Annotated in this window: 19 protein-coding genes and 1 other RNA gene; 5 read left to right on the forward strand and 15 right to left on the reverse strand. The window is 65.1% G+C overall.

What is annotated here, in order from left to right; translation table 11 throughout:
- Positions 1-96: 96 nt before the first annotated feature.
- From ACOGXC_RS08005 to trpD, 6 genes are all read right to left on the reverse strand, one after another.
- Positions 97-558 (reverse strand): SRPBCC family protein, encoded by a 462-nt coding sequence (locus ACOGXC_RS08005; protein ID WP_419920047.1) that lies wholly within the window; start codon positions 556-558, stop codon positions 97-99.
- Positions 551-1,045, reverse strand: coding sequence for a hypothetical protein (locus ACOGXC_RS08010; RefSeq protein ID WP_419917677.1), 495 nt, complete (start codon positions 1,043-1,045; stop codon positions 551-553). Before ACOGXC_RS08010 ends, ACOGXC_RS08005 begins: the two co-directional genes overlap by 8 nt.
- Before the next feature lie 67 nt (positions 1,046-1,112).
- Positions 1,113-2,264, reverse strand: coding sequence for a glycosyltransferase family 4 protein (locus ACOGXC_RS08015; protein ID WP_419917678.1), 1,152 nt, complete (start codon positions 2,262-2,264; stop codon positions 1,113-1,115).
- A gap of 3 nt (positions 2,265-2,267) precedes the next feature.
- Positions 2,268-3,377 carry a tRNA epoxyqueuosine(34) reductase QueG gene (gene queG / locus ACOGXC_RS08020; protein ID WP_419917679.1) on the reverse strand — a complete coding sequence of 370 codons (1,110 nt, stop codon included), beginning with the start codon at positions 3,375-3,377 and terminating at the stop codon, positions 2,268-2,270.
- A 34-nt stretch (positions 3,378-3,411) separates the two neighbouring features.
- Positions 3,412-4,725 (reverse strand): NYN domain-containing protein, encoded by a 1,314-nt coding sequence (locus ACOGXC_RS08025; RefSeq protein ID WP_419917680.1) that lies wholly within the window; start codon positions 4,723-4,725, stop codon positions 3,412-3,414.
- Between the two features lie 87 nt (positions 4,726-4,812).
- Positions 4,813-5,865: an anthranilate phosphoribosyltransferase gene (trpD, locus tag ACOGXC_RS08030; RefSeq protein ID WP_419917681.1), complete on the reverse strand. Its 1,053-nt coding sequence runs from the start codon at positions 5,863-5,865 to the stop codon at positions 4,813-4,815.
- A gap of 39 nt (positions 5,866-5,904) precedes the next feature.
- Here trpD and ACOGXC_RS08035 point away from each other — a divergent pair, with 39 nt between their 5' ends.
- Both ACOGXC_RS08035 and rnpB read left to right on the forward strand, forming a co-directional pair.
- Complete coding sequence (locus tag ACOGXC_RS08035) at positions 5,905-7,344, forward strand: FGGY family carbohydrate kinase (RefSeq protein WP_419917682.1); 1,440 nt, start codon at positions 5,905-5,907, stop codon at positions 7,342-7,344.
- Between the two features lie 94 nt (positions 7,345-7,438).
- Positions 7,439-7,813, forward strand: an RNA gene (rnpB, locus tag ACOGXC_RS08040) — RNase P RNA component class A.
- 68 nt (positions 7,814-7,881) lie between these two features.
- On the opposite strand, the gene ACOGXC_RS08045 is transcribed toward rnpB, so the two are convergent.
- The 8 genes from ACOGXC_RS08045 to ACOGXC_RS08080 all read right to left on the reverse strand — a co-directional run bounded on the left by ACOGXC_RS08045 (position 7,882) and on the right by ACOGXC_RS08080 (position 16,783).
- Positions 7,882-8,382: a hypothetical protein gene (locus ACOGXC_RS08045; RefSeq protein ID WP_419917683.1), complete on the reverse strand. Its 501-nt coding sequence runs from the start codon at positions 8,380-8,382 to the stop codon at positions 7,882-7,884.
- Between the two features lie 50 nt (positions 8,383-8,432).
- Positions 8,433-9,155, reverse strand: coding sequence for a zinc ribbon domain-containing protein (locus tag ACOGXC_RS08050; RefSeq protein WP_419917684.1), 723 nt, complete (start codon positions 9,153-9,155; stop codon positions 8,433-8,435).
- On the reverse strand, positions 9,152-11,575 hold the full coding sequence (locus ACOGXC_RS08055; protein WP_419917685.1) for a transglycosylase domain-containing protein: 2,424 nt from the start codon (positions 11,573-11,575) through the stop codon (positions 9,152-9,154). Before ACOGXC_RS08055 ends, ACOGXC_RS08050 begins: the two co-directional genes overlap by 4 nt.
- Positions 11,576-11,691: 116 nt before the next feature.
- Positions 11,692-12,156, reverse strand: coding sequence for a pyridoxamine 5'-phosphate oxidase family protein (locus ACOGXC_RS08060; protein WP_419917686.1), 465 nt, complete (start codon positions 12,154-12,156; stop codon positions 11,692-11,694).
- An 80-nt stretch (positions 12,157-12,236) separates the two neighbouring features.
- Positions 12,237-13,103, reverse strand: a complete 867-nt coding sequence (locus ACOGXC_RS08065; RefSeq protein ID WP_419917687.1) for an HpcH/HpaI aldolase/citrate lyase family protein — start codon at positions 13,101-13,103, stop codon at positions 12,237-12,239.
- Between the two features lie 63 nt (positions 13,104-13,166).
- On the reverse strand, positions 13,167-15,146 hold the full coding sequence (locus ACOGXC_RS08070) for an acetoacetate--CoA ligase (protein WP_419917688.1): 1,980 nt from the start codon (positions 15,144-15,146) through the stop codon (positions 13,167-13,169).
- 89 nt (positions 15,147-15,235) lie between these two features.
- Positions 15,236-15,565, reverse strand: a complete 330-nt coding sequence (locus ACOGXC_RS08075) for a hypothetical protein (protein ID WP_419917689.1) — start codon at positions 15,563-15,565, stop codon at positions 15,236-15,238.
- A 105-nt stretch (positions 15,566-15,670) separates the two neighbouring features.
- Positions 15,671-16,783 carry a DUF1214 domain-containing protein gene (locus tag ACOGXC_RS08080; RefSeq protein ID WP_419917690.1) on the reverse strand — a complete coding sequence of 371 codons (1,113 nt, stop codon included), beginning with the start codon at positions 16,781-16,783 and terminating at the stop codon, positions 15,671-15,673.
- 244 nt (positions 16,784-17,027) lie between these two features.
- Between ACOGXC_RS08080 and ACOGXC_RS08085 the strand changes: the two genes are divergently transcribed.
- Positions 17,028-17,726 (forward strand): fibronectin type III domain-containing protein, encoded by a 699-nt coding sequence (locus ACOGXC_RS08085; protein WP_419917691.1) that lies wholly within the window; start codon positions 17,028-17,030, stop codon positions 17,724-17,726.
- Positions 17,727-17,744: 18 nt separating this feature from the next.
- On the opposite strand, the gene ACOGXC_RS08090 is transcribed toward ACOGXC_RS08085, so the two are convergent.
- The gene (locus ACOGXC_RS08090) at positions 17,745-17,894 is read right to left on the reverse strand and encodes a hypothetical protein (RefSeq protein ID WP_419917692.1); all 150 of its coding nucleotides are present in this window, start codon (positions 17,892-17,894) and stop codon (positions 17,745-17,747) included.
- An 86-nt stretch (positions 17,895-17,980) separates the two neighbouring features.
- Here ACOGXC_RS08090 and ACOGXC_RS08095 point away from each other — a divergent pair, with 86 nt between their 5' ends.
- A complete protein-coding gene (locus tag ACOGXC_RS08095) occupies positions 17,981-21,079 on the forward strand; it encodes an N-6 DNA methylase (protein WP_419917693.1) in 3,099 nt (1,032 codons plus the stop codon).
- A gap of 175 nt (positions 21,080-21,254) precedes the next feature.
- Positions 21,255-21,806, forward strand: coding sequence for a M48 family metallopeptidase (locus tag ACOGXC_RS08100; protein ID WP_419917694.1), 552 nt, complete (start codon positions 21,255-21,257; stop codon positions 21,804-21,806).
- Positions 21,807-21,853 lie beyond the last annotated feature (47 nt).

A 21,853-nucleotide genomic window follows, 5' to 3' on the forward strand; every position in this document is an offset into this window, starting at 1 on the left:
AATGTACCCCCACCCGGGGCGGATCCAGGTTCATCTAGGGGGAATCGCCGGCAACCAACCCAATGCCCCCTCCCCCCTCCCCCACCCGGGGCGGATCTAGGAGAGTTTGCCCGCGCCGGATTCGGCTCGCCGCCGTAGATCCTCCAGCGCGGTGCGCATGATGCGGGCCTCGGCCCGGCGCTTCACGAAACCGGGTAGTGGCATCACCATCTGGACGGCCAGGTGGTAGGTGACCTCGGTGAGATCGGGCTCTCCGGGTACCGGGTTGAAGCAATATTCCCCGTCGAGGCGGCGGGTCAGATCGCCCTGAACCAGGCGCCAGGAAATCCGGAGCGGGTTGGTCCCGTAGTAGTACTCCAGCAGGTAGTTGGTGCTGCGACCCATCGCCGCGGCCCGGAACGACACCAAACCGCCCCGGCCGTCATCGTCCCGTCGAACCACCTCGACCTGCTTGACCTCCGTGGCCCACTGGGGATAGGACTCAAAGTCGCACACCACTTCAAAGCACCGCTCCGGCGATGCCTGGATCGAAATACTCCGGGTGGCGTGATCAAACATGGTCACCGTTCCTAGATGGATCATCGTAAATGGAGGTTGTGCCGCCGGAGGGGCGGGGTGGGAAAGTCCCGTACCCGGCCCCCCATGCACCGGACAGGCCCAACGCGTACACGGGTACCAGGATACCGAACGCGGCGGCGGTGAAGGGGCGCACCGAGGCCGCGATCAGCGCCACGACGACCTCCACCGCCAGCGCAGACATCATCGAGAGCCGTACCGGGCGGGGAGCGCACCCGGCCAGGAAGTACAGGCCTCCCACCCCGATCAGCTCGTAGCGACTGCGCAGCAGGGCCCGCCGGAAGGCCCAGAGCATGGCCCCGCATCCCCCGGCAAACAGTGCCAGCGACACCACCGAGATGGGAATGGCCATGGCACCGGGGGCAGCGGTGGTGAGAATGGCAATGGCGGTGAACAGACCGGTCCCGGCCCAGCAGGCCCGAAGCAGATCCCGACCCTCGGCCCCTTTCGGCACCAGACGTTGGCTCAACATACGAGGCTTTGGAGGCGCGGGAGGATAATCTGCGTTTCGGCCCCTTTCGGCACCAGACGTTGGCTCAACATGGCTCGCGATTCTCACCCCGGTGGATGACCTCATCTATCAAGACCCGCAACCGTTCCGCCACGTAGTCGTAGGAGAATTCGGCCACCACCCGCAGCCGGCTCTCCAGCCCCATCCGCCGCAACCGGGCAGGATCGGACAGCAGGGCATCCAGCAAGGCGGTCACGGCGTCCACGTGGCTGGGCTTGTCCACCACCAGACCGGTGCGGCCATGCTTCACCGCTTCAGCCGCTCCCCCGCTGTCGCCGGCCAACTGCGGCACCCCGGCGGCGGCGGCCTCCAGGAACACGATGCCGAACCCCTCCTGCTCCAGACCTCCCCACCGCCGGCGGCACACCATGGCGAACACGTCGGCGCAGCCGTAGAGGTCGGGCAGGTCCGAGTCGGTCACCCGGTCGAGCAACCGGGCCGGAGCACCGGTGCGGCCTATGAGGCGATCCAACCGGGCCCGATCCCGCCCGCTGCCCGCCACCACCAGGGTTAATCCCGGATGGCGGTCGGCCAGGCGAGCCGATGCCTCGATGAGAACATCCATGCCCTTGCGGGGCACCAGACGGCTGATGGATACCACCACCGGCGCATCCACCGGCAGGCCGAATCGGCGGCGGACCTCCACCCTCCGGGCGGCATCCAGGGGTTCGAAGCGGTCCAGATCCACCCCCGGGGGCACGATCACCGCGGGCAACGGTCCCCCCGCGGCTCGCTCGGCCTCGGCCACCGAGTACCGTCCCGCCGCGATCACCACCCGGGCCCCGCGCAACACGCGGGCCAGCACCTGCTTGCCTCCCGGCAAGCGTCCGGGAACGGTCACCTCGGCACCGTGGAGAACCACGCCGTAGGGGTGGGGCAGTCGAGGGGCCAGCACCCCGAGCGGGACCGCAGGATCGTAGATGACCAGCTCGGCACCGACCTGCTCAACCAGATCGGTTATCTCGCCGGCCATGTCGGGGGTGGGCAGCAAGAACCGGCGCGGGGAACGAACCACCCGATGGTCCTGCTGGGCATCCCATTCGGCATCTCCGGGATGCGACCGGGTCAGTACGCAGACATCATCGGGGGGCAAGCGGCGCCACAACTCCCACAGGTAGTTCTGAATACCCCCCACCTTGGGCGGGTAGTCGTTGGTAACCAGCAGGTGCCGGGCCATGACTCAAGCCGGTACTGCCGCATCCACCCCGAGGCGGCGGGCGGCCCAGACCGCGTGGCGGACCAGCATCGGATCGGCATCGGCCAGGTAGCGCACCACGGTGGCTACAACCTCGGGATCATCCCCCCGCCCCGAGTTGCCCAGCGCCACCAGCGCGTTGCGCCGCACGTAGCGGGGTTCACGCCGGGGAATGTACCAACGACCGTAACGATCCATGAGCCGGTCATCGTCCAACCCCAACAACTCCACCAGGTCCACCCACGCCATCTCCTCCTCGGAGCCGGATGACACACCCCCAGCCACCGACCCCCACGCCATGTCCTCCTCGGAGCCGGAAGCCGTACCAACACTGGCATCTTCACCGGCATCTTCGAGCAACCGGTTGGGGGGGCACACCTCCTGGCAGTCGTCGCAGCCGTAGATCCGGTTTCCCAGGGCCTCCCGGTACTCCAGGGGAAAGTCGCCACCGGCCTGCACCAGCCAGGCCAGGCAGCGGCGGGCGTCCACCACCCCGGGGGCGATGATGGCTCCGGTGGGGCAGCTTTCCAGGCAGCGGCGGCATGGCCCGCACTGATCGGGCACCGGGTCCGACGGGACCAGTTCGGCGGTGGTGACCACGGTGCCCAATACGAACCAGCTCCCCCGGCCCGGCAGCAAGATGTTGCTGTTCTTGCCGTACCAACCCAACCCGGCTCTGCGGGCGGCCTCCCGATCAACCAGGGCATTGTCGTCGGCCACCACCACGGCCTCGTATCCGGCGGCAACCAGCATGGCGGCCACCTGCCCCAGGGCCTGCCTCAGCGCGCCATAGTGATCGCGCCGAGCATACGCGGCCACCCGGCCCACGGCCCGGTCGGGTCGCACCGGGGTCGGGCGACGGTACCCGAGTGCGCCGACCACCAGGGAGCGGGCCCCGTCAACCACCCGGCCGGGGTCGGTGGAACGATCGGGGTTGCGATAGGTGAACGCCATACCCCCGTGGAGTCCCTGGTCCCGGTGCCGCACCAGCTCGGCCCGCACCGACCCGAACCGCTCGGCCCGGGCCACCCCGACGGCATCCAGACCGGCAGCCACGCCGGCAGAGATAACCTCGGTGGAATCAGGGGGACTCACTGAGAGATAACCTCGGCGGAATCAGGGGGACTCACTATTCGCCAAAACCCGACCATCCCAGGGGATCGGCCACTTCCAGACCCATGATCTCCAGCAGCTTGTAGGGGCGAACCAGGTTGGCCCCCCGGTCGCGGGCCCGCTCGCGAACCTCGTTGTCCTCCGAGACCACCACGATCTTGCGCTTGAGCGGGTAGTTGTCGCACAAACCGATGATGTGGTCGTCGGCGGTCACCCCCGGAGCGGAGAAGCGGACGGACAGTCCCAGGGAGCGGGCGGTGGTGGGGATGTAGTCGTAGTCGGTCTGCTTGCCGTCGAACACCACCACCAGATCGACCCCGCTGTAGCGAGCGCTCAACTCCTCCAGCTTCTGGAGGAATCGCTGCCGCTGTCCCCGCGGCGGAAGATCCGCCCAGTTCTTGAAGGTCACGTTGTAGCCATCCACCAGGACGACCAAATCAGGCTCATGACGGAGAAGATGCTCGGCGGCCTCCACGGTGTCCTGAAGCATGCCGGGAGGCAAAGATGCCGGTACTCGATGGGTGAGCGGGGGCTCCGGGTCGGGATCGGCCTCCACCACCGGCGGGGGCTCCGGGTCGGGATCGAACCCCGCCGCTCGGGCCCGATCCACCCCGTCCTGCGCCACGGCCAGCCGCTCGGTCAGATCATCGAGTTCGTCGCGATGCTGATCACGGGCTTCTCCCCATTCCTTTTCGAGCCGATCCTTCTTGGCCGTAACGCTCTTGAGCTTCGACTCGGTGCGGTCCTGCTTGCGCTGGGCCCGCTCCAATTTTTTCAGAGCGCCATCTTTCCCCGCCCGCACCTTGTCCAACTCTGCGGACAGCTTGGCGGCCTCATCAGCAGACCGGCGGGCCTGGGTGCGGGCCTGCATCGCATCGTTGCGGGCCGCGTCGCGGTCTTCCTCTGCCTTCTCCCGGCGGCGCTCGGCCTTTTCCAGGGCCGCTTCGGTTCTTTGCAGCTTTTGCTCCAGCGCCTCGACCTGCTGGTTACCGGTGGCCTGCTCGGTCTCGATCTCCGCCGCCTCGGCCAGATCCCGGCACTCCTGCTCCCACCCGTCCGGGCGGGTCAGCCACAGCCAGCCGACCCGGCCCAAGTCCTCCTCTTTTACGCTCTCGACCACCCTCCCCCGGAACTCCTCGTCGCTGTCCACCACCCCCCGCACCTGCGACAGTGCCCTATCGGGCAATTTCGTTGTCAACCTCAAGAGGGGCTTCAAGCGAGTGGGTGGATCGATGGGGGGCTTCTCCTTCAATCCCGCCTTAGCCGCTTCCACCGCGGCAACGAGCACCTGCCTGAGTTCATCTATGGCCGGACTATACGGCTTTTCCATTCCTACTCCTTCCCTGACCGGGCGGCACCCTTGGATACCCAAGCGAACAACTCCGGGGAGCTGCTAATGCCCACTTCCGAAGGCTACCTAGTGGGCGGCGTCTTTGGATACCGAAACGAACAACTCCAGCACCTGGCGGGCCCGCCCACTGTCGATGGATGCGGTGGCGGCCTCCAGACCCTCACCCAAGGATCCGCACATCCCGGCCACCCCCAACGCAGCCGCCGCGTTCAGCACCACTATGTCCCTGTGCGCCCCCCTTTGGCCGTCCAGGACCCGCTCCAGGCAGCCGGCGTTCACCGCGGCATCCCCCCCCACCAGGTCCTCAGCCTTCGCGACCGCCAGGCCCAGATCAGCCGGATCCACCGTGTAGCGGAGGGTGCCACCGTCCCGCAGTTCCCAAACTTCGGTCGGCCCGGTGGTGGACAGCTCGTCCAAACCGTGGTGACCGTGCACGATCATGGCCCGCTCGGAACCGGTGACGGCCAGCACTTCCAGCATGATCTCGGCCATGGCCCGGTCACTGATGCCCACCAACTGGTGGGTTACCCCCGCCGGGTTGGCCAGCGGTCCCAGAAAGTTGAACACCGTGGTCACTCCCAGCTCCCGGCGGGACGGACCGGCGTGACGCATGGCGGGATGGAACCGGGGGGCCAGGCAGAAGCCGAAACCGGTCTCGGTCACGCAGCGGGCCACCCCGGTCGGGCCGAGATTGATGACCGCGCCCAGCGCCTCCAGCACATCGGCCGAACCGCAGCGGGACGAGGCCGACCGGTTGCCGTGCTTGCAGACTCGAGCCCCCGCGCCGGCCGCCACCAGCGCCGCAGCAGTGGACACGTTGATGCTCCCGCTACCATCGCCGCCGGTACCGCAGGTATCGATGAGCCCCAGGGCCGCGGCATCGAGCGGTACCGTCTCCGATGCCGCCCGCATTGCCGTTAGCAAACCCACCAACTCCTCAACGGTTTCCCCCCTGATCCGCAGAGCCACCAGGAACCCCCCGATCTGAGCCGGCGTAGCCCCGCCGGTCAAAATATCGGTCATCGCCGCGTTGGCCACCTCGGCAGTCAACCGACCACCCCCGGTCAACTCTCGGAACACGCCGACCCACCCCCCGTGCTCACCCAGGCTCATGGCCATAGTGTGGACCACCCCCGCCCCCCTGCCACAATCTCCTCCATGAACATCTGTGTCATTGATGTGGGCACCAGCAGCATCCGCTCGGCAGTGACCGACGGCCACCGGGTGATCTGCTTTCGCCAGCGGCGCACGCCCCCGAGGATGCCCGAACCCGGATTGGTGGAGTTCGATGCGAGCGATATGGCCGAGGTCGTGCTCCAAACCGCGACGGAGGTCATCGACGAGGTTGGAGGGGTCGATGCGGTGGCGGTCACCAACCAGCGGGGGTCGGCGGTGGTTTGGGACCGCCGCACCGGCGAACCGCTGGAACCCGCTATCGGGTGGCAGGATTTGCGCACCGTGGGTGATTGCCTGGCCTGGCAGGACCGGGGCCTGCGGCTGGTACCCAACGAATCGGCCACCAAACTCGCCTACCTTCTGGATCTGCACGACCCCGACCGGACCCGTGATCTGTGTTTCGGCACCGTGGACACCTGGACGGTGTGGTGCCTGTCGCAGGGTGCGGCCCATGTTATCGACCCCTCCAACGCGGCCATGAGCGGGATGCTGACCGCTGACGGGCGGGGCTGGTCGGAGGCGGTGATCGATCTTCTCGCCATCCCCCCCACCTGCTTGCCGGAAATCGTCGACTCCACCGGGGTTGTGGGCAACGCCACCGCCCTGCCGGGAGCTCCGCCCATCGCCGGGATCATCGGTGACCAGCAGTCGTCGCTCATCGGGCAGCGCTGCGTTCTCAAGGGCCTGGCCAAGCTGACATTCGGTACCGGTGCCTTTCTGGATGTGTGTACCGGTGCCGAACGGCCGGCCTTCGAGAACCGCAGCCCCCGGGGAACCTTCCCCATCGTGGCCTGGCAGGAGGGCGGCGACCTCGTCTGGGGGGTGGAAGCCATGATGATCGCCGCGGGATCCAACATGAGCTGGCTCATCGACGACGTGGGCCTGCTGACCGATGCCGCTCAGTCCATGGAGCTCGCCGGCAGCGTGGCCGACACCGGTGGCGTGGTCTATGTGCCCGCCCTGTTCGGCTTGGGCACCCCCCACTGGGACTTCGGAGCTAGGGGGGCGATTCTCGGCATCACCGGGGGCACCACCGCGGCTCACCTGGTCAGAGCCGTCCTCGAGGGGGTGGCCCACCGAGCCGCCGACCTGATGGAAGCGGCCGAAGCCGACAGCGACTGCCGGTTAGAGCGACTCCGGATGGATGGTGGCATGTCCCAGAACCCGGTTTTCATTCAGATTCTGGCCGATGCGCTGGGCCGTCCCGTGGAGCTCTGCCCGGTACCGGAGGGAACGGCGCTGGGGGCCGCGGTGTTGGCCGGGCGGGCCCTGGGCCAATGGTCGAGCTGGCAGGAGGTGGCGGACTCCTGGTCGCCCCGGGCCGTGATCGAACCGGCGGGAACATTGGACCGCGACCGCTGGCACGAAGCGGTGAACCGAGCCGCACGCTGGCATCCCGACCTCTCCGCCATCAGCTTCTGATCCTGAAACCTCCCGGCCCCCGGGCGTTCGGGATGGCCCTTGCTATCGCTGCCTGGCCCCCGGGGAGCTCGGGATGGCAGACTGGAGGGGACGGTGAGTCGGCCGGGTGGCCGCGGCTTCGGGGCCCGAAATCCGGGATTCGAGGTCGAGGAAGGTCGGGACTCCACAGGGCAACGGTGCTGGCTAACGGCCAGTCGGGGCGACCCGCAGGAAAGTGCCACAGAGAACAGACCGCCGATGGCCCGCAAAACCGGGCACAGGCAAGGGTGAAACGGTGCGGTAAGAGCGCACCAGGGGCCGGGGCAACCCGGTTCGCTAGGCAAACCCCACCGGGAGCAAGGCCAAGCAGGGGACATGGTGGCCCACCGCCCCCACCAGGGGGCAGTCCCCGGGTAGGCCGCATAGATGGATGGTCACCCACGGTCCGCCAGGACCGGGACAGAATCCCGCCTACAGGCCGGCTCACCGTTTTTATGTGCCGGGATTCAGCGCCGCGCTTATCCCCCCCCCCCCCCCCTCACCGCAACTGGCCGGGACTCAGCGCCGTGATCCCCTGCTGCCCATCCTGGCGCGGTCCAATCGACCCTGGGTGAGGAAAAGCCTCCACCTCTTCCGGTCGGCCAAGCCGTAGCGGTGCACCGCCCAGGCCCCGACGACCAGCCCTATCACCTCCAGCGCGACCAGTACGGCCACCGGCTTCAACTCGGGCAGCTCACCGGCCTCCACAACCACCCCCCGAGCAGGCCACCAGAAGAGTTCGGTGCGCAACCACGCCCCGTCCAGCACCAGGTACAAGAACAACCCGATGGGGAGCCCCAACCAGCGACGCCGTGCCAATCGGTGCCCCCGGGTAACCGCCATCACCGCAGCCAGCACAAGCAGCGGAGCGAGCAGGGTGTGCAGAACCCACGGACCCCCGGCCGCCAGCTCGACCAGGGGCAGTACCGATCCGAGCATCACCACCCGATAGTCCAGCGCCGGGCTGTCGAACACCAGAGCCACCAGAACGAAACTGAGGGCCAAAAACCAGATGAACACGGCTTGAATCCGATCAGGCCCGAACCGGAATGAACACGGACTTACCCCGATCAGGCCCGAATCAGAATGCAGCCGCACTCCTCGCAGTAGCAGACCTCATCGGCGGGCGCGCGGCGGATACGATCCTGCTCCATGGCCGACAGCGCCAGGTGGCAGCCCTCGCAGGTCCCGTTGCGGAAGCGGGCCACCGCAACCCCACCCATGCGAGCCCGCAGGCTTTCGTAGCCGGCCAGCAAAGTCTCGGGGATCCCGGCCGCCTCCACCGATCGGGCCGCGACCTCCCTGTCGATCTCCTCCCTCACCACGGCCTCGGCCTCGGCCAACTGTCGCCGAGCCTCAACCTCGGCCGCCTCGGCCGCCTCGACCTCGGCATCCAGGGCTCCGAGATCGGCACTCACCCCCTCTATGGCCTCCATCAGCATCAGAGCCTGCTCTTCCATGTCCGAACAGCGGGACCGCAACCCGTTCACCTCGTCCTGGAGGGCCAGCAAATCCCGGGTACCGCTGATTTCCCCGGAGTACAGGCGGTCGTTCTCCCGCTTGGTGCGCTCCTCCAGCGCAGCCAGATCGTCCTCGTTGCGCTTGAGAGTCCTCTGAAGCTCCAAACGGTTGACCTTAACCTCCTCCTGGCGGCTCAGAACCTGCTGGCGGGCCTGCCCGCAGGCAACCAGAGCGGCTCGCTCGTCCAGGTTGTCCAACCGGTAGCGGAGCTGGTCCACCCTGGTGTCGTGGTCCTGAACCGCGAGAAGGCGTTGGAATCTGTCGACGCTCACGGCTCGATACTAGGAGCAGGCGCGCCCCCAGGATCAGGGGTGGTGGCAGAATCGGCCGAAGGATCAGGCACACCCCCAGAATCGGGCGCGGGATCAGGCACACCCCCAGGATCGGGAACACCCCCGGAATCGGGCGAAGGGTCCGGGGTGGCGGCAGAGCCCACGCAGGTTTCGGCAATGCCGTCATCGTCGGAGTCCAGGGGGAACTGACCATCGGGGCATTGCACCTGAACGGCCGAGGGAGTCCCGCAGTACAGGGTGACGGGATCGCCGTCCTCGGTAACGAACTCGCTGGGCCCGCAGGGCTCGACTCCCCCGAAGGTATCGAGGTTCAAACAGATGTCGTGAACACCGTCGTCATCAGTGTCCACCGGGACGGCAACCGTAGCAGGGGGCGTTTCCCCGGGTTCCGAATCATCCTGCGCTCCCGAGGCCTCGCAGGGGTTGTGCACCGTGAACACGCCCTCCAACTCGATCAGACTGCCGATCCGGGGTTCGTTCGGGCAGCGGGGAAAATCCACCACTTCCCTGCCCTCGTGGTAGCCGGTCATGAACCGCCCCCAAGCGACCGCCGGATAGGAGCTGCCGGTCACCCGCCGCATGGGTATGACCTCGTTGGGGTTCCCCAACCACACCGCAGTGGCCAGATGGGGGGTGAACCCGACGAACCAGGCATCGGCCGATTCTTCGGTGGTGCCGGTCTTGCCCGCGGCGGTCTGGGCCGGCAACTGGGCCCGCCGGCCGGTGCCGTTGATCACGTTGTTCTCAAGAACATCGGTGGCCCAGCAGGCCGAGCGCTCCGAAACCACCCGCCGGCCGGACAGCTCGTGCTCATAGATGACGTTGCCCCGGCGGTCGACGATCCGTTCGATGAGGTAGGGCTCGTACCGGATACCCCCGGTGGCCATCACCCCGTAGGCCGATGCCATATCGATGGGGTGCACCTCCTCGGAACCCAGCGGCAGCGACGCCACCGGTTCCAGTTCGGTGGTTATGCCCATCTCGGTCGCGGTGTCGATGACCGGCTGGATCCCCGCCACCTGGCCCAGCCTCAAGAACCCGCAGTTGGACGAGACCCTGATCTGGTTGGTGATGGTGTCCAACCGTCCAGCCGATCCGGCGAAGTTCTCGGCCACATAGGGGTCGGGGACACCACCGGGGTTGGGAATCTGGCAGGGACCCCGGCCACTGATCCGGTCGCTGGGCTGGTACCCCTGCTCGAACAGGGTCAACATGACGAACGTCTTGAACGCCGACCCCGGCTGGCGGGAACCCTGGGTGGCCAGGTTGAACTCCTCCTCGTCCTGGGCAAAGCCCGGCCCGCCCACCAACGCCCGCACCGCTCCGGTATCGGGCTCGAGGGCGGCCAGGGCCATGTGGGCCACAACGTCACCGTGATCGCCAAGTTCGTACTCAACCATGGTGGCGTTCACCGCATCCTCGGCCTGCCGCTGGGTCTTTGGGTCGAAGGTGGTGTAGATGCTCAACCCGCCGTTGAAAACCAGGTTGAAGCGGTCCTCGGGGCTGCCGCCCAGATACTTGGGGTCGTCCAGGAGCTGCTGCTTGACCTCCTCCACGAAATAACTCTTGGGGGGAAGCTCGATCTCGTAGACCTCGGTGGGGAGCGGCTGGAGGTTGAGGGCATCGGCCTCCTCGGCGGTGATGTAGCCCAGCAGGGACAGCCGGTTGAGCACAACCCGGCGCTGGCGCAAGGCTCTGAGAGGGTTGAGAATGGGGTCGTAGCCGCCGGGGTTGCTGATGAGCGCGGCCAGCAACGCAGCCTCCCCCCAACCCAGATCGGACGCATCCATTCCCCAGTACACCTCGGCCGCGGCCTGCACGCCGTAGGCACCCTCGCCGAAATAAACCGTGTTCAGGTAGAGGTTGAGAATCTCGTCCTTGCTCAGCTCCCGCTCCAGACGCTTGGCCATGGCCATCTCCTGGGTCTTGCGCTCGGCCTCCACCTTGTTCCCCACCACCAGGTTCTTGATGAGCTGCTGGGTGATGGTCGAACCGCCCTGGGTGATACCGCCGGCCCCCACGTTCTCGAGGCCGGCCCGGAACACCGCACTCAGATCTATTCCGGAGTGGAGATAGAAGTTCTTGTCCTCGATGGCGATCACCGCGCTCTTCACCGGATCGGAAATGTCATCCAGCCCGACCAACTCGCGGTTCTCGACGTAGCTGAACACATCCACGAGCCGCTGGTCGGTGTCGTACACGTAGGAGCGGATGGACAGCTCGTTCACGCTCACGTCCTCGGCCAGGTTCACGTCCACCGGGGTGGATTCCCACGACTTCAGAACATCGGCTACCGGATCCCAAACCACGAACAAGGTGGCGGCCACCGCCAGGGCCAGCATCGGCATCAGCACCACCAACCGGAGCAGGTGCGACAACCACCTCAGCAGATCCTTCACCAGATCCCCCAGCTCGACCCAGCGCGCTCACCGGGCCGGGAGTGCGACAACCACCTCAGCAAATCCTTCACCAGATCCCCAAGGCTACCGGCCCCGAGGCCAGCGGCGGGGTGGCGTCAGTAGCTGCCGCCCAGTTTGGTGTGATCCCAGCTAATGGTGCGCTCCGCCTTCACCACCACCGCTGTGCGCTTCTGTGCCATGCTCTCGGCCGCTTTGGAGAGCATCTCCCGGTCGATACCGGGATTGTTGCGAGCCATCACCTCCAAGGCATAGCGGTGCACCACTGCCGGATCGGTGTGCAGCTCAGCCCGCCCGTTGATCGCCACTCCCCGGAGTTTGTCGTACTCGAGCCCGTCCTCCAGCAGCAAGGCGATGCGGTCGTCCCGCTCCAGGTTCTTGATCTTCTGCGACTTGGTGTAGGTCTCGAACACGATGTCGCCGTCCACCACCGCGAACCACAGGGTGCTCATATGCGGTGTCCCGTCCCGGTTGATGGTGGCTACTTGCAGGCTCTTCTGCTCCTCGATGAAGGTTTTCAGCTCCTCGGGAGACAGGCGGATCCGATCACGACGCTTTACCACCCCACCAGCCTGCCACATCCAGCCCTACCACGGTTACTCATCCAAAACCGCCCTAAAAACAACACCGACCCCTACCACGGTTACTCATCCAAAACCGCCCGGGCCCGGCGGGCCAGGGGCTCGTCGATCATCTGGCCCTCGAATGCCACCGAGGCTTCGCCCCGGGCCAGGGCCTGATCCCATACGGTCAGCAACGCTCGAGCCCGGTCCCGCTCGGCAGCAGACGGGGAGAAGCACTGGTTGGCCAGCGGTACCTGGGCGGGGTGTATGCAGAGCTTGCCGCGATAACCCATGGACCGGCCCAGCGAAGCATCGGTGCGGAACCGGTTGTCATCACCGAACTCGATCACCACCTGGTCCAGAGCGGGCACTCCGGCCAGGCGGGCGGCCAGCGCCACCCGGGAGCGGGCGTACAGCACTTCGAGGCCCCCAGCGGTGCGCACCCCACCCATGTCGGTGATGAAGTCCTCGGCACCAAAATAGGCGGCTGCAACCCCGGGGTGCCCCAGCACATCGGCGGCCCGGGCCACCCCGGCGGCGGTTTCGATGCCGGCCAGGATCAAAAGATCGTCCCGGCCGGCTCGCTCCAGCGCGGCCATGACTCGATCCACCTGGGCACCGCTCTCCAGCTTGGGCACCACCACCCCGGTCAGACCCCCGGTCAGAGCCCCAGCCACATCACCGCTGAACCACTCGCTGCCGGGGGGGTTGAGCCGCACGAAAATGGTCAGCTCGGGGTGCTTGTCGTGCAGCTCGGCCGTTGCGGTCCGGGCCTGGGCACGGGCCCCGGCCTTGGCCGCAGGGGCCACCGCGTCCTCCAGATCCAGCACCACTGCGTCGGGACCGCTACGGGGCAGCTTGGCACACAGGTCGGGGCGGCTGGCCGGGGCGATCAGAAGGCTGCGCAGCCGGGGCGGTGAGGTGTTGGGCGGGGGATTCCCGGTCATGCCAGCTCCGGTGTCAATGCCGGGGGCATTGCCGGGCCATGCCGTTGGGCGGGGGATTCCCGATCATGCCAGCTCCGATCGGTTGCGGAAATGCTCCAGGGCCTCGGGGTTGGCCAGCGCCTCGATGTTGGTGACGGGCCGCCCGCTGATCACGTCGCGCACCGCCAACTCCACGATCTTGCCGCTGCGGGTGCGGGGAATGTCGTCCATCGCGACTATGACTGCCGGCACGTGCCGGGGGGTGGCTCCGGCCCGGATGGTCGCTCTGATGGCGGCCTCCAGCCCGGCATCGAGGCTCACCCCCGCGGCCGGCTTCACGAACAGCACCACCCGGGTGTCGCCATCGGTCGGCTGGCCCACCACCACGCTCTCGGCCACCTCGTCCATGGCATCCACCAGCCGGTATATCTCGGCGGTACCGATCCGCACACCGCCGGGGTTCAAGGTGGCGTCGGACCGCCCGGAGATCACGTAGCCGCCGTGCTCGGTGGCATGTATGTAGTCACCCTGGTGCCAGCGACCCTCGAACCGTTCGTAGTAGGCGGCCCGGTACCGCTCGGCTCCTCCCTCGCCCCAGAACCCCAGGGGTTGCGATGGGAACGGCGACGAGCACACCAGCTCACCGGAGAGTCCCGGGGCCAGGGGCGAGCCGGATTCGTCGCACACCTGTATGTCCATGCCCAGGGCGGGACGCTGGATCTCCCCCGGCCACACCGGGGCGGTCGGATCACCGGCCACCAGGCAGCCGCACAGGTCGGTACCCCCCGAGATGGAGGCCAGATGCACATCGGCCTTGACGTGGTCGTAGATGTAGCCGAACCCGCCAGGAGACAGCGGCGACCCGGTCGAGCAGATGGTACGAACGGTGGTCAGGTCATGGGTGCGGCGAGGTGACCGGCGGGCCTTGCGCAGCGAATCGATGTAGCGTGCCGAAACTCCGAAGAGCGTAACGCCGGTTTGGTCGACCAGATCGAACAGGGTGTCGAGGGTCGGATGAGCGGGATTGCCGTCCCACATCACCGCGGCGGCCCCCGATGCCGGGGCCGAGGCCAGCCAGTTCCACATCATCCAGCCGGTGGTGGTGAAGTAGAACACCCGGTCGCCGGGGCGCACATCGCAGTGGAGCTGGTGCTCGCACAGGTGCTTGAGCAGGACCCCGCCGGCCCGGTGGACTATGCACTTGGGTCGCCCGGTGGTGCCCGAGGAGTACAGCACGTACAGCGGATGGTCGAACGGGAGCTGCTCGAAGCGGATCGACCCGGCCGGGTGGGGCTCGATCCAAGCATCGAAGTCCACCGTGCCAGCGGGTGGGGGGCCGCCGCCTTCGGAACGGTTAAGCACCACGGTGGCGGTCACGGAGGGCAGACCGGCCCGGATTTGCCCCAGTCGCTCGGTGCAGTCGAACCGCCGGCCGCCGTAGGCATAGCTATCCACGGCAAACAGCACCACGGGCTCTATCTGACCGAACCGGTCGAGAACCCCGGCAGGGCCGAAATCGGGGGAGGTGGATGAGAACACCGCCCCCACCGAGGCCGCCGCCAGCATGACTGCGTAGGTCTCGGGAACGTTGGGCATCCAGCACGCCACCCGATCACCGGGACGCACTCCCTGGGCCCGCATGGCCCCGGCCAACCGGGACACCAGCGCCCGCAGCCCGGCCCGGCTCATCTCCGCGCCGGCCCCCGACTCGTCGGCGAACACCAGCGCTGTCTCGGCATCGTCACCATCCCCATCGCCATCGCCCTCACCGCCGTCACCGTGAAGCAGGTTCTCGGCATAATTCAAACGAGCACCGTCGAAGAACCGGGTGTCGGCCATGCTCCCGGCCCTCACCACCGGAGAACTCCCCCTCTTCGAGGCCACCACCCCGCAGAAGTCCCACACCGCCGACCAGAACCCGCCCAGGTCCTCTACCGACCACCGGTGCAGTTGCTCATAACCCCCACCGGCCCCAATGTGGATCCCCACTCCGGCGGCAAACCGGGCCAGATTGGATTCCGCCACCCGACCCTCATCGGGCACCCACAGCGGCCGAACGCTCATATATCGACTTTATTGGGTGCGGGTGTTACTGGGTGCGGGCGTTACTGGATGCGGGCGTTACTGGATGCGGGTGTTACTGGATGCGGGTGTTACTGGATGCGGGCCAGCCACCACCACCAGGCCGCCGCGGCCACCGCGCCCAGCAGCAGGGCAGCCACGAAGGCCCGTTTGGCCAGCTTGTACAACAACCCCAAAACGGCGGCCACACCGACAACCAATGCCAGCAGCGTCGGGATGGGGTTGGCCGAGGCGAATTCGATCAGGTCGTCGGGAATGCGGTCACGGACATCGGGAGGCAGGCAATCCAGAGCTCGCTCGGGGAGCTTGCTGATCGACCCGTCCCGCAGCTTCTCCAGCAACTCGGAGTCGACACAACCCATGCCCTCGGGCAGGTCCGGGCGTTGACGGCTGAGCGGCACAGCGACATTCTTTCCGACTCACCGGTCAACCGGCCAGATCGCCCTTTCAGGCTCAGCGCAGATCCAACCCTGGAGGCCCCTCCTCCACCATACCTCCTCCCAGGTTCAGCGCAGATCGGACAGCTTGACCAGCTCGGTCTCGATGCGCTCGACCGGGCCGGTGGGCAGGAAGAATCGCCAGAAGATGCTGCCGGTGGGGCGGCCCTCGGTGTCCAGCCAGTTGTATCGGCCGGGATCTTTGTGGGCAATGACCATCCTGAAGGTGCCGTCGGCCTCCGGGGTGGTGTTGGCCCGGTTGCGGCTGGTCCGGCGGTTGACGTAGTCGTAGGTCTGGCCGAACTTGGTCCACAGGCAAACGTTGCCGAACTTGCAGTCTGGCCAGCGGCCGGTCATCACCAGAGCCTCATCCGGGGTGATCTCGTAGCGCCCCATCGTGTAGTAGGCATCAAAGGCGGCAAAACCCATGGCCCCGGGAGGCTGGGGATCGGGCAAAACATTGGGCTCACGGCTGACCCACGAGGGCAGGGGGTAGGTGCCGGGAACGGGTTGTTGCACCGTCTTGCCCAGCACATGGTTGGTCACCCGGTTGATGGCTGCGGCCACGGTCTCGTCGGTCCATTGCGGGGCCGGGCCCACCGGGGAAAGGCATTCGATGGCCAGGGGTATGTGCAGAGACTCCTCAGCCGCTGCCGGTTGAGGGAACTCGAAGTAGTGCCGGGTGGTGATCCGGCCCGAGTCGGGGGGAAGAGCCAGCCAGTTGCGATCCCTGGGCTCGCCCCCGAGGTGCACCACGTAGTTGCCATCGGCATCCACATCGATGTCGTCGTCGTTGAGCACACCACCGGTGCCGGTGGCATACCGGCCCTCGGAGGAGCCCAACTCCACGGTGAACGAGGTGTAGACCGCCCCGGCCAGGTTGCCGCTCACCCGGTAGGCCCGATCACTGAGCACGGGGGCCTCGAAATACACCGCGTCGGAGTTGTCCCCGGTGAACTTGCGGGTGGGCGACACTATACGTCGCCATACCGGACGCTCGGGATCGAACTCGGCGTGGGCAAACAGGCCCGACTGGAGAATGTGCATCACCAGGCGATGGCAATCGGCGATTTCCTGCTCACCCGACACCCCCCATTCCTTGCCGCAGAAACGGTCGCCGGCTTCGGTCAAGGCATCAACCATGGATGCCCACGCCACCTGGGTTCTGGTCCGATCAGCCATTGCAATCTCCCACTTGGTTCGGATCAGACACTACTGTTATGTTTCCTCAAGTTCATTATCAACTCTTAGGAGGTTGTTAGATGTCTGATAGCGGTGGATTGAACCCAATCACCCAAGTCACCCCCCCCCCCCTAGTTTGGGCGGTTTGACAGTGCCCCGGCTTCGAGGGTGGGCGCTACTGGCGGCAGTGGGTTTGCTAGCCGGTGTCATTGGTGGGGTGTCGAGCTCCGCGGCTGCTGCCCCGATGCCGAGCACACCAACCAACGTGAGCGCTCAGTCGAGCTACAGCACAGCGCTTATCTCGTGGTCCAGTGGTGGTACCGGTGTGGGAGGCAATTGCGCGAGCAGCGAGTACTACGTAACGGTGTACGACATGTCCAAGCGGTCGCTTCCCGTGGCGGCGGAGTCCCTACCCATCACCGACGGTACAAGCTGGTATGTGGACGGTTTGTCCCCTGGCACCTGGTACTTCGTCGAGGTAGAAGCCTACGGTTCCGCCTGCGATGACTACTCCCCAGACCTGGGAACTGCCAGGTTCGCGACCACTTGGGGTGGTGGTAGCGTCACCAAACCGGCGAACGTAAAAAAACGCAAGCCGGCCCCGGTGAGAAACCTGCAAGCATCTAAAGATCCATCAACCGGCAATTTGGTGGTAACCTGGACCAAACCTAAAGCCGCCCAGGCCAGCAAAAGATGCCTTTATATTCCCTCCGGCGGGGATCATGCCGCAAAATCCATAGAATACAACTACCTTGTGGAGGACCTCACCAGCGGCACCGACATTGCCGACACCGACTTCTCCTCCGCCGATGACACACTGAGCAGAACCATCAGCAGTAATGTGCCCTCGGGAACTGGCTACTACATAAGAGTAACAGTCAGCGCGTATTCCGAAGAATGTGACCACTGGTCCCCGCAACGCACCTTCACATTCTGGATATAAACCAAACCACCCCTTGAGCTAAGCCGAGCTAAGCCGGGGCGACTCCTGCCACAAGCCGGAGTCGCCCCGGTTCAACCGGTGGTCATCGTACCCCTCGGCCCGGAGCACCCTCCACATTTCCACCCGGCTGAACCAAGTTCCCCGCCGGCTTCTGGTCCGATCAGCCATTTCCATCTCCCCTTCGACTCGGGCCGGACACCGCCGCAGCCGCCCCCCATCCACCAAACTGTCACCACTCCATTTAGGATGGGAGCATGGAAGATCGTTTCGAGGGCTTGCAAGAAGCGGCCCAGCTATTGCTTGACACCCACGCGAAGGCCGCAAGAGGTGGGGCAACGGAGAGCGACATCATTCGCTGTGCCTTGGACTTGATGACAAAAGCGGGTTTGGTGAAGCCGGAAGATCTAGCCGAAGTTCACCAGGAACAACACTATGTCGATTTGTCCACTGGTGTGCACCGGTTCGAGTTCAAAAAGAGGATCGGTGTCGGCAGCGAGCCCTACTCCGACCATCTGGAGCAGCTCGATGGATACATGAGCAAAGCCCAGGAACGGGGCGAGCCTGACAAGCTGGGTATGCTCACCGACGGGAAGTACTGGGTGACCCGGTTCCTATCAGAGGTCGGAAAACCCGCCAAAACTGCACCCCCGCACGCGTTCACCCTCCACTCCGCTCTGGAGGTGGGCGACTGGGTGGTGTGGATGAGGGACCGTTCTCAGTTGCTCCCTGCTAGCGGTGCTTCCCCAAACACCGGGACTATCGGAGACGCTTTCGGCACGAGCACCCGTGCTCAGGAAACTCTTGCTAGGTTACGGCAGCTTCATGACCTGAACAAAGACCACCCCACGGTGGAAGTGAAACGCGATCTCTGGCATGAGCTGCTGGGCGCGGCACTGGGCGAGGCAGTGGAGCAGGAGAGCGACCTTGACGGCCTGTTCGTTCGCCACACCTACCTGGTTACCGTCGTGGCGCTGGCATTGCAGCAAGCCTTCGGCATCGACATCGAAGCGGCGGCAGCGTCATCGCCCGAGAGGTTACTGGACGGCTCTGAGTTCGTTTACAGAATCGGCGTGCGCGGGGTGGTGGAATCGGATTTCTTTGGTTGGCCTGCCGAGTTGGAAGGTGGAAGCGGGTGGATAAAGGCGCTGGCTTCCTGGGTGAGCCGATACGAGTGGAAGGATGCCGATTACGATGTCGGTAGGCTGCTGTACCAGGGAGTAGTCACCGCGGAAGAGCGGAAACGGCTCGGGGAGTACTACACGCCCGACTGGTTGGCCGAAGCAGTCGTTGCCGAGACCGTGGACGACCCCCTCAACCAGAAGGTTCTGGATCCGTCCTGCGGATCCGGGACGTTCCTGCGGGCCGCCGTGACCAGGCATGTGACCACCGCAAAGGAGGCAGGATGGAGCGCTGGCGATATACTTTCGGGGCTACGGGCCAACGTAATCGGCATCGATGTTCACCCTGTTGCCGTTCACCTGGCGAAAGCGGCGTGGGTGTGGGCCGCTCTGGACGTGATCAACAAAGCGCCCAACCTTTCCGGTTTCACCGTACCCGTCTACCTGGGTGACAGCCTCCAACTCCGGACCCACACGGATAGCACCGGTGACCTGTTCAGCGCACTCGACAAGGTGATAATCGAAACCGACCATGTGCGCCTGGAGTTTCCCAAAAACCTCGTAACAGACACCGATTTTTTTGACTTTCTGATGCAGAGGGTGGCCGAGAACATCAAGGACGGGCTCAATCCCACCAACCGCATTTCCCCGGAGAGACTACCAACCGGAGGAGACCTTGCGACGCTCAATCAGACGCTGGGGAAACTGCGTGAACTGCACGAGCAGAGCCGTAACCACGTGTGGGCCTACTTCACACGCAACCTGGTGCGTCCGATATGGATGTCCACCGATGAGGGCAAAGCCGACCGAATCGTCGGCAACCCACCGTGGATGGTGTACAACCAAACGCGCTCCAACCTTCGTGAAGCGCTGGAAAAGCTGGCCAAGCAGCACTACCAGATATGGCCGAAACCCCACTATGTGACACACGCCGATGTGGCCGGCCTGTTCTTCACCCGCTGCTTCGACATGTACCTCGCGCCCGGCGGACACCAAGCCATGGTGCTACCCCACTCGGTGCTCTCCGCCGGGCAGTACGAGAACTGGCGCTCCGGGATATGGGGCGGTCAACCAGCAGACCTGTCCGCCGATCCGTGGGACTTGGAAAAGCTCGAACCCAACAACTTTTTCCCGGTTCCTGCCAGCGTGGTATTCGCCACTAAACTCACCACTGCTAACTCCAACGAGCCGGCAACGGCCCGGAAGATGTCGGGAACTTGCCAGCAATGGATCGGTAGCCCCGGTAAGGATGCCAACCGGATAACGGCTCCTATTCCCGGCATGGGAGATTCGCAGTCACCATACATGGAACGAGCGCGACAAGGTGCGACCATCGTGCCACGCTGCTTGTTCTTCGTGACCGCTGAACCTTCTCCCACATCGTTGATAGGAGGAACCAGCAACGTCACTCCCGTACGTTCCAACAACGAGAAAGAACCGTGGAGGTCGCTCCCGGTGAATCAGCTCAAGAACCAGCCCATTGAGGACGACTACATCCGAAAAGTGCATCGCGGTGACTCGCTCGCACCGTTCCTCCTACTGGAACCCGCCCTAGCCGTGCTGCCCTGGCCCGAGGATGGCGAACCGCAGTGGAGAAAAGATAGAACGAAAAAAGGATCGCCAATGATCGCATCCCGTGAGCTGATGGAGATTCGGATGCGCGCCCGATGGGATGAAATAGACCGAGTATGGGAAGAGAACAAGTCCGAACAAAACAAGCTGAGCCTTATTGAGGAAATTGATTACCGCGGTAAACTCTCCGCGCAGCGGGATACTGTACCGATCCGCCTGCTTTATGCTTCCTCAGGTCGCCCGACTGCCGCCGTGTTCAATACCCAGAACATTCTGATTGACTACACGTTGTTCTGGATAGCTTGTTCCAGCCTGGACGAGGCCCGCTACCTAGCTGCTATCATCAACAGCGATGCCCTGTGCAAAGCGGTAGAACCACTAATGCCGATGGGGCAGTACGGAGCAAGACACCTTCAAAGACACCTTTGGCGCTTGCCCATACCCGCATACAACCCTACCAACGAACTGCACATAAAGCTAGCCGCTGCTGCCAGGAAAGCCGAACAACAAATTGCGAAAGCCTGGGCAAAAGAATCACAGCACCGTATCAGCAATAATAAGTCCACCTCGTCGCAGGTGGCTCGCAATCACATCAGGAACTATCTCGCCGAATCCCAAATCGGCACCAACATCGAACAGCTTGTACGAAAACTACTAGATTAGTTCAATCTCACAGGTTGGCCCAGAGCCAACTCAGCACGCTCGACTTCCAGTGCTGCTACCGCATCCCACGGGTAAAATGCCCTAATTGCTGGCTTTCCATGTGCTCGATCATTTCATCCACGGCAAACCCGACACCATCCACCAAATTGTCACCACCTGTCGGTAGGGTCGCACCATGAGTTCAACCTTGCTGGATACAGCGATTGATGGGGTGCCAGAGGTTTTGCCACGACTGCCGGTACGAGTCATCCGCAGCGCGAGGCGGCGGAAGACGGCCGCGGCCAGGATCCAACCCGATTGCATCGAGGTGCGTGTGCCCGCCGGGATGACCCCTGATGTCGAGGCCGAGATGGTGTCCTCCCTGGTAGGCCGCTTGGAGCGAAAGCGGGCGGCCGAGGCCGGCGGGACCAACCTGGCCGACCGGGCCGCCAAGCTGGCCAAGAAATATGGCCTGCCGCGGCCGGAGTCCATCGACTGGGCCGAACAGAACGACCGGTGGGCATCGTGCACCTCGGTTCGGGGCACCATCCGCATTTCCACCCGGCTGGCTCGGGTTCCCCGCTGGGTTCTGGACGCTGTCATCGTTCACGAGCTGGCCCACCTGCGCGAGCCCAACCACAGTCCCCGATTCTGGGAGCTGGCCAACCGCTGCCCTCGCCAGGAACGAGCCCGGGGCTTCCTCGAAGCCATGAGCACCGGCCACAGCGACCCCTGCCACACCATTTGAACCCTGCGCTACGATTCCCGAACGCCGGGGAAGCCAACGAAATAGGG

Origin of the sequence: Candidatus Poriferisocius sp., from assembly GCF_965202595.1 — a bacterium.
Lineage (GTDB): Bacteria > Actinomycetota > Acidimicrobiia > Acidimicrobiales > Bin134 > Poriferisocius.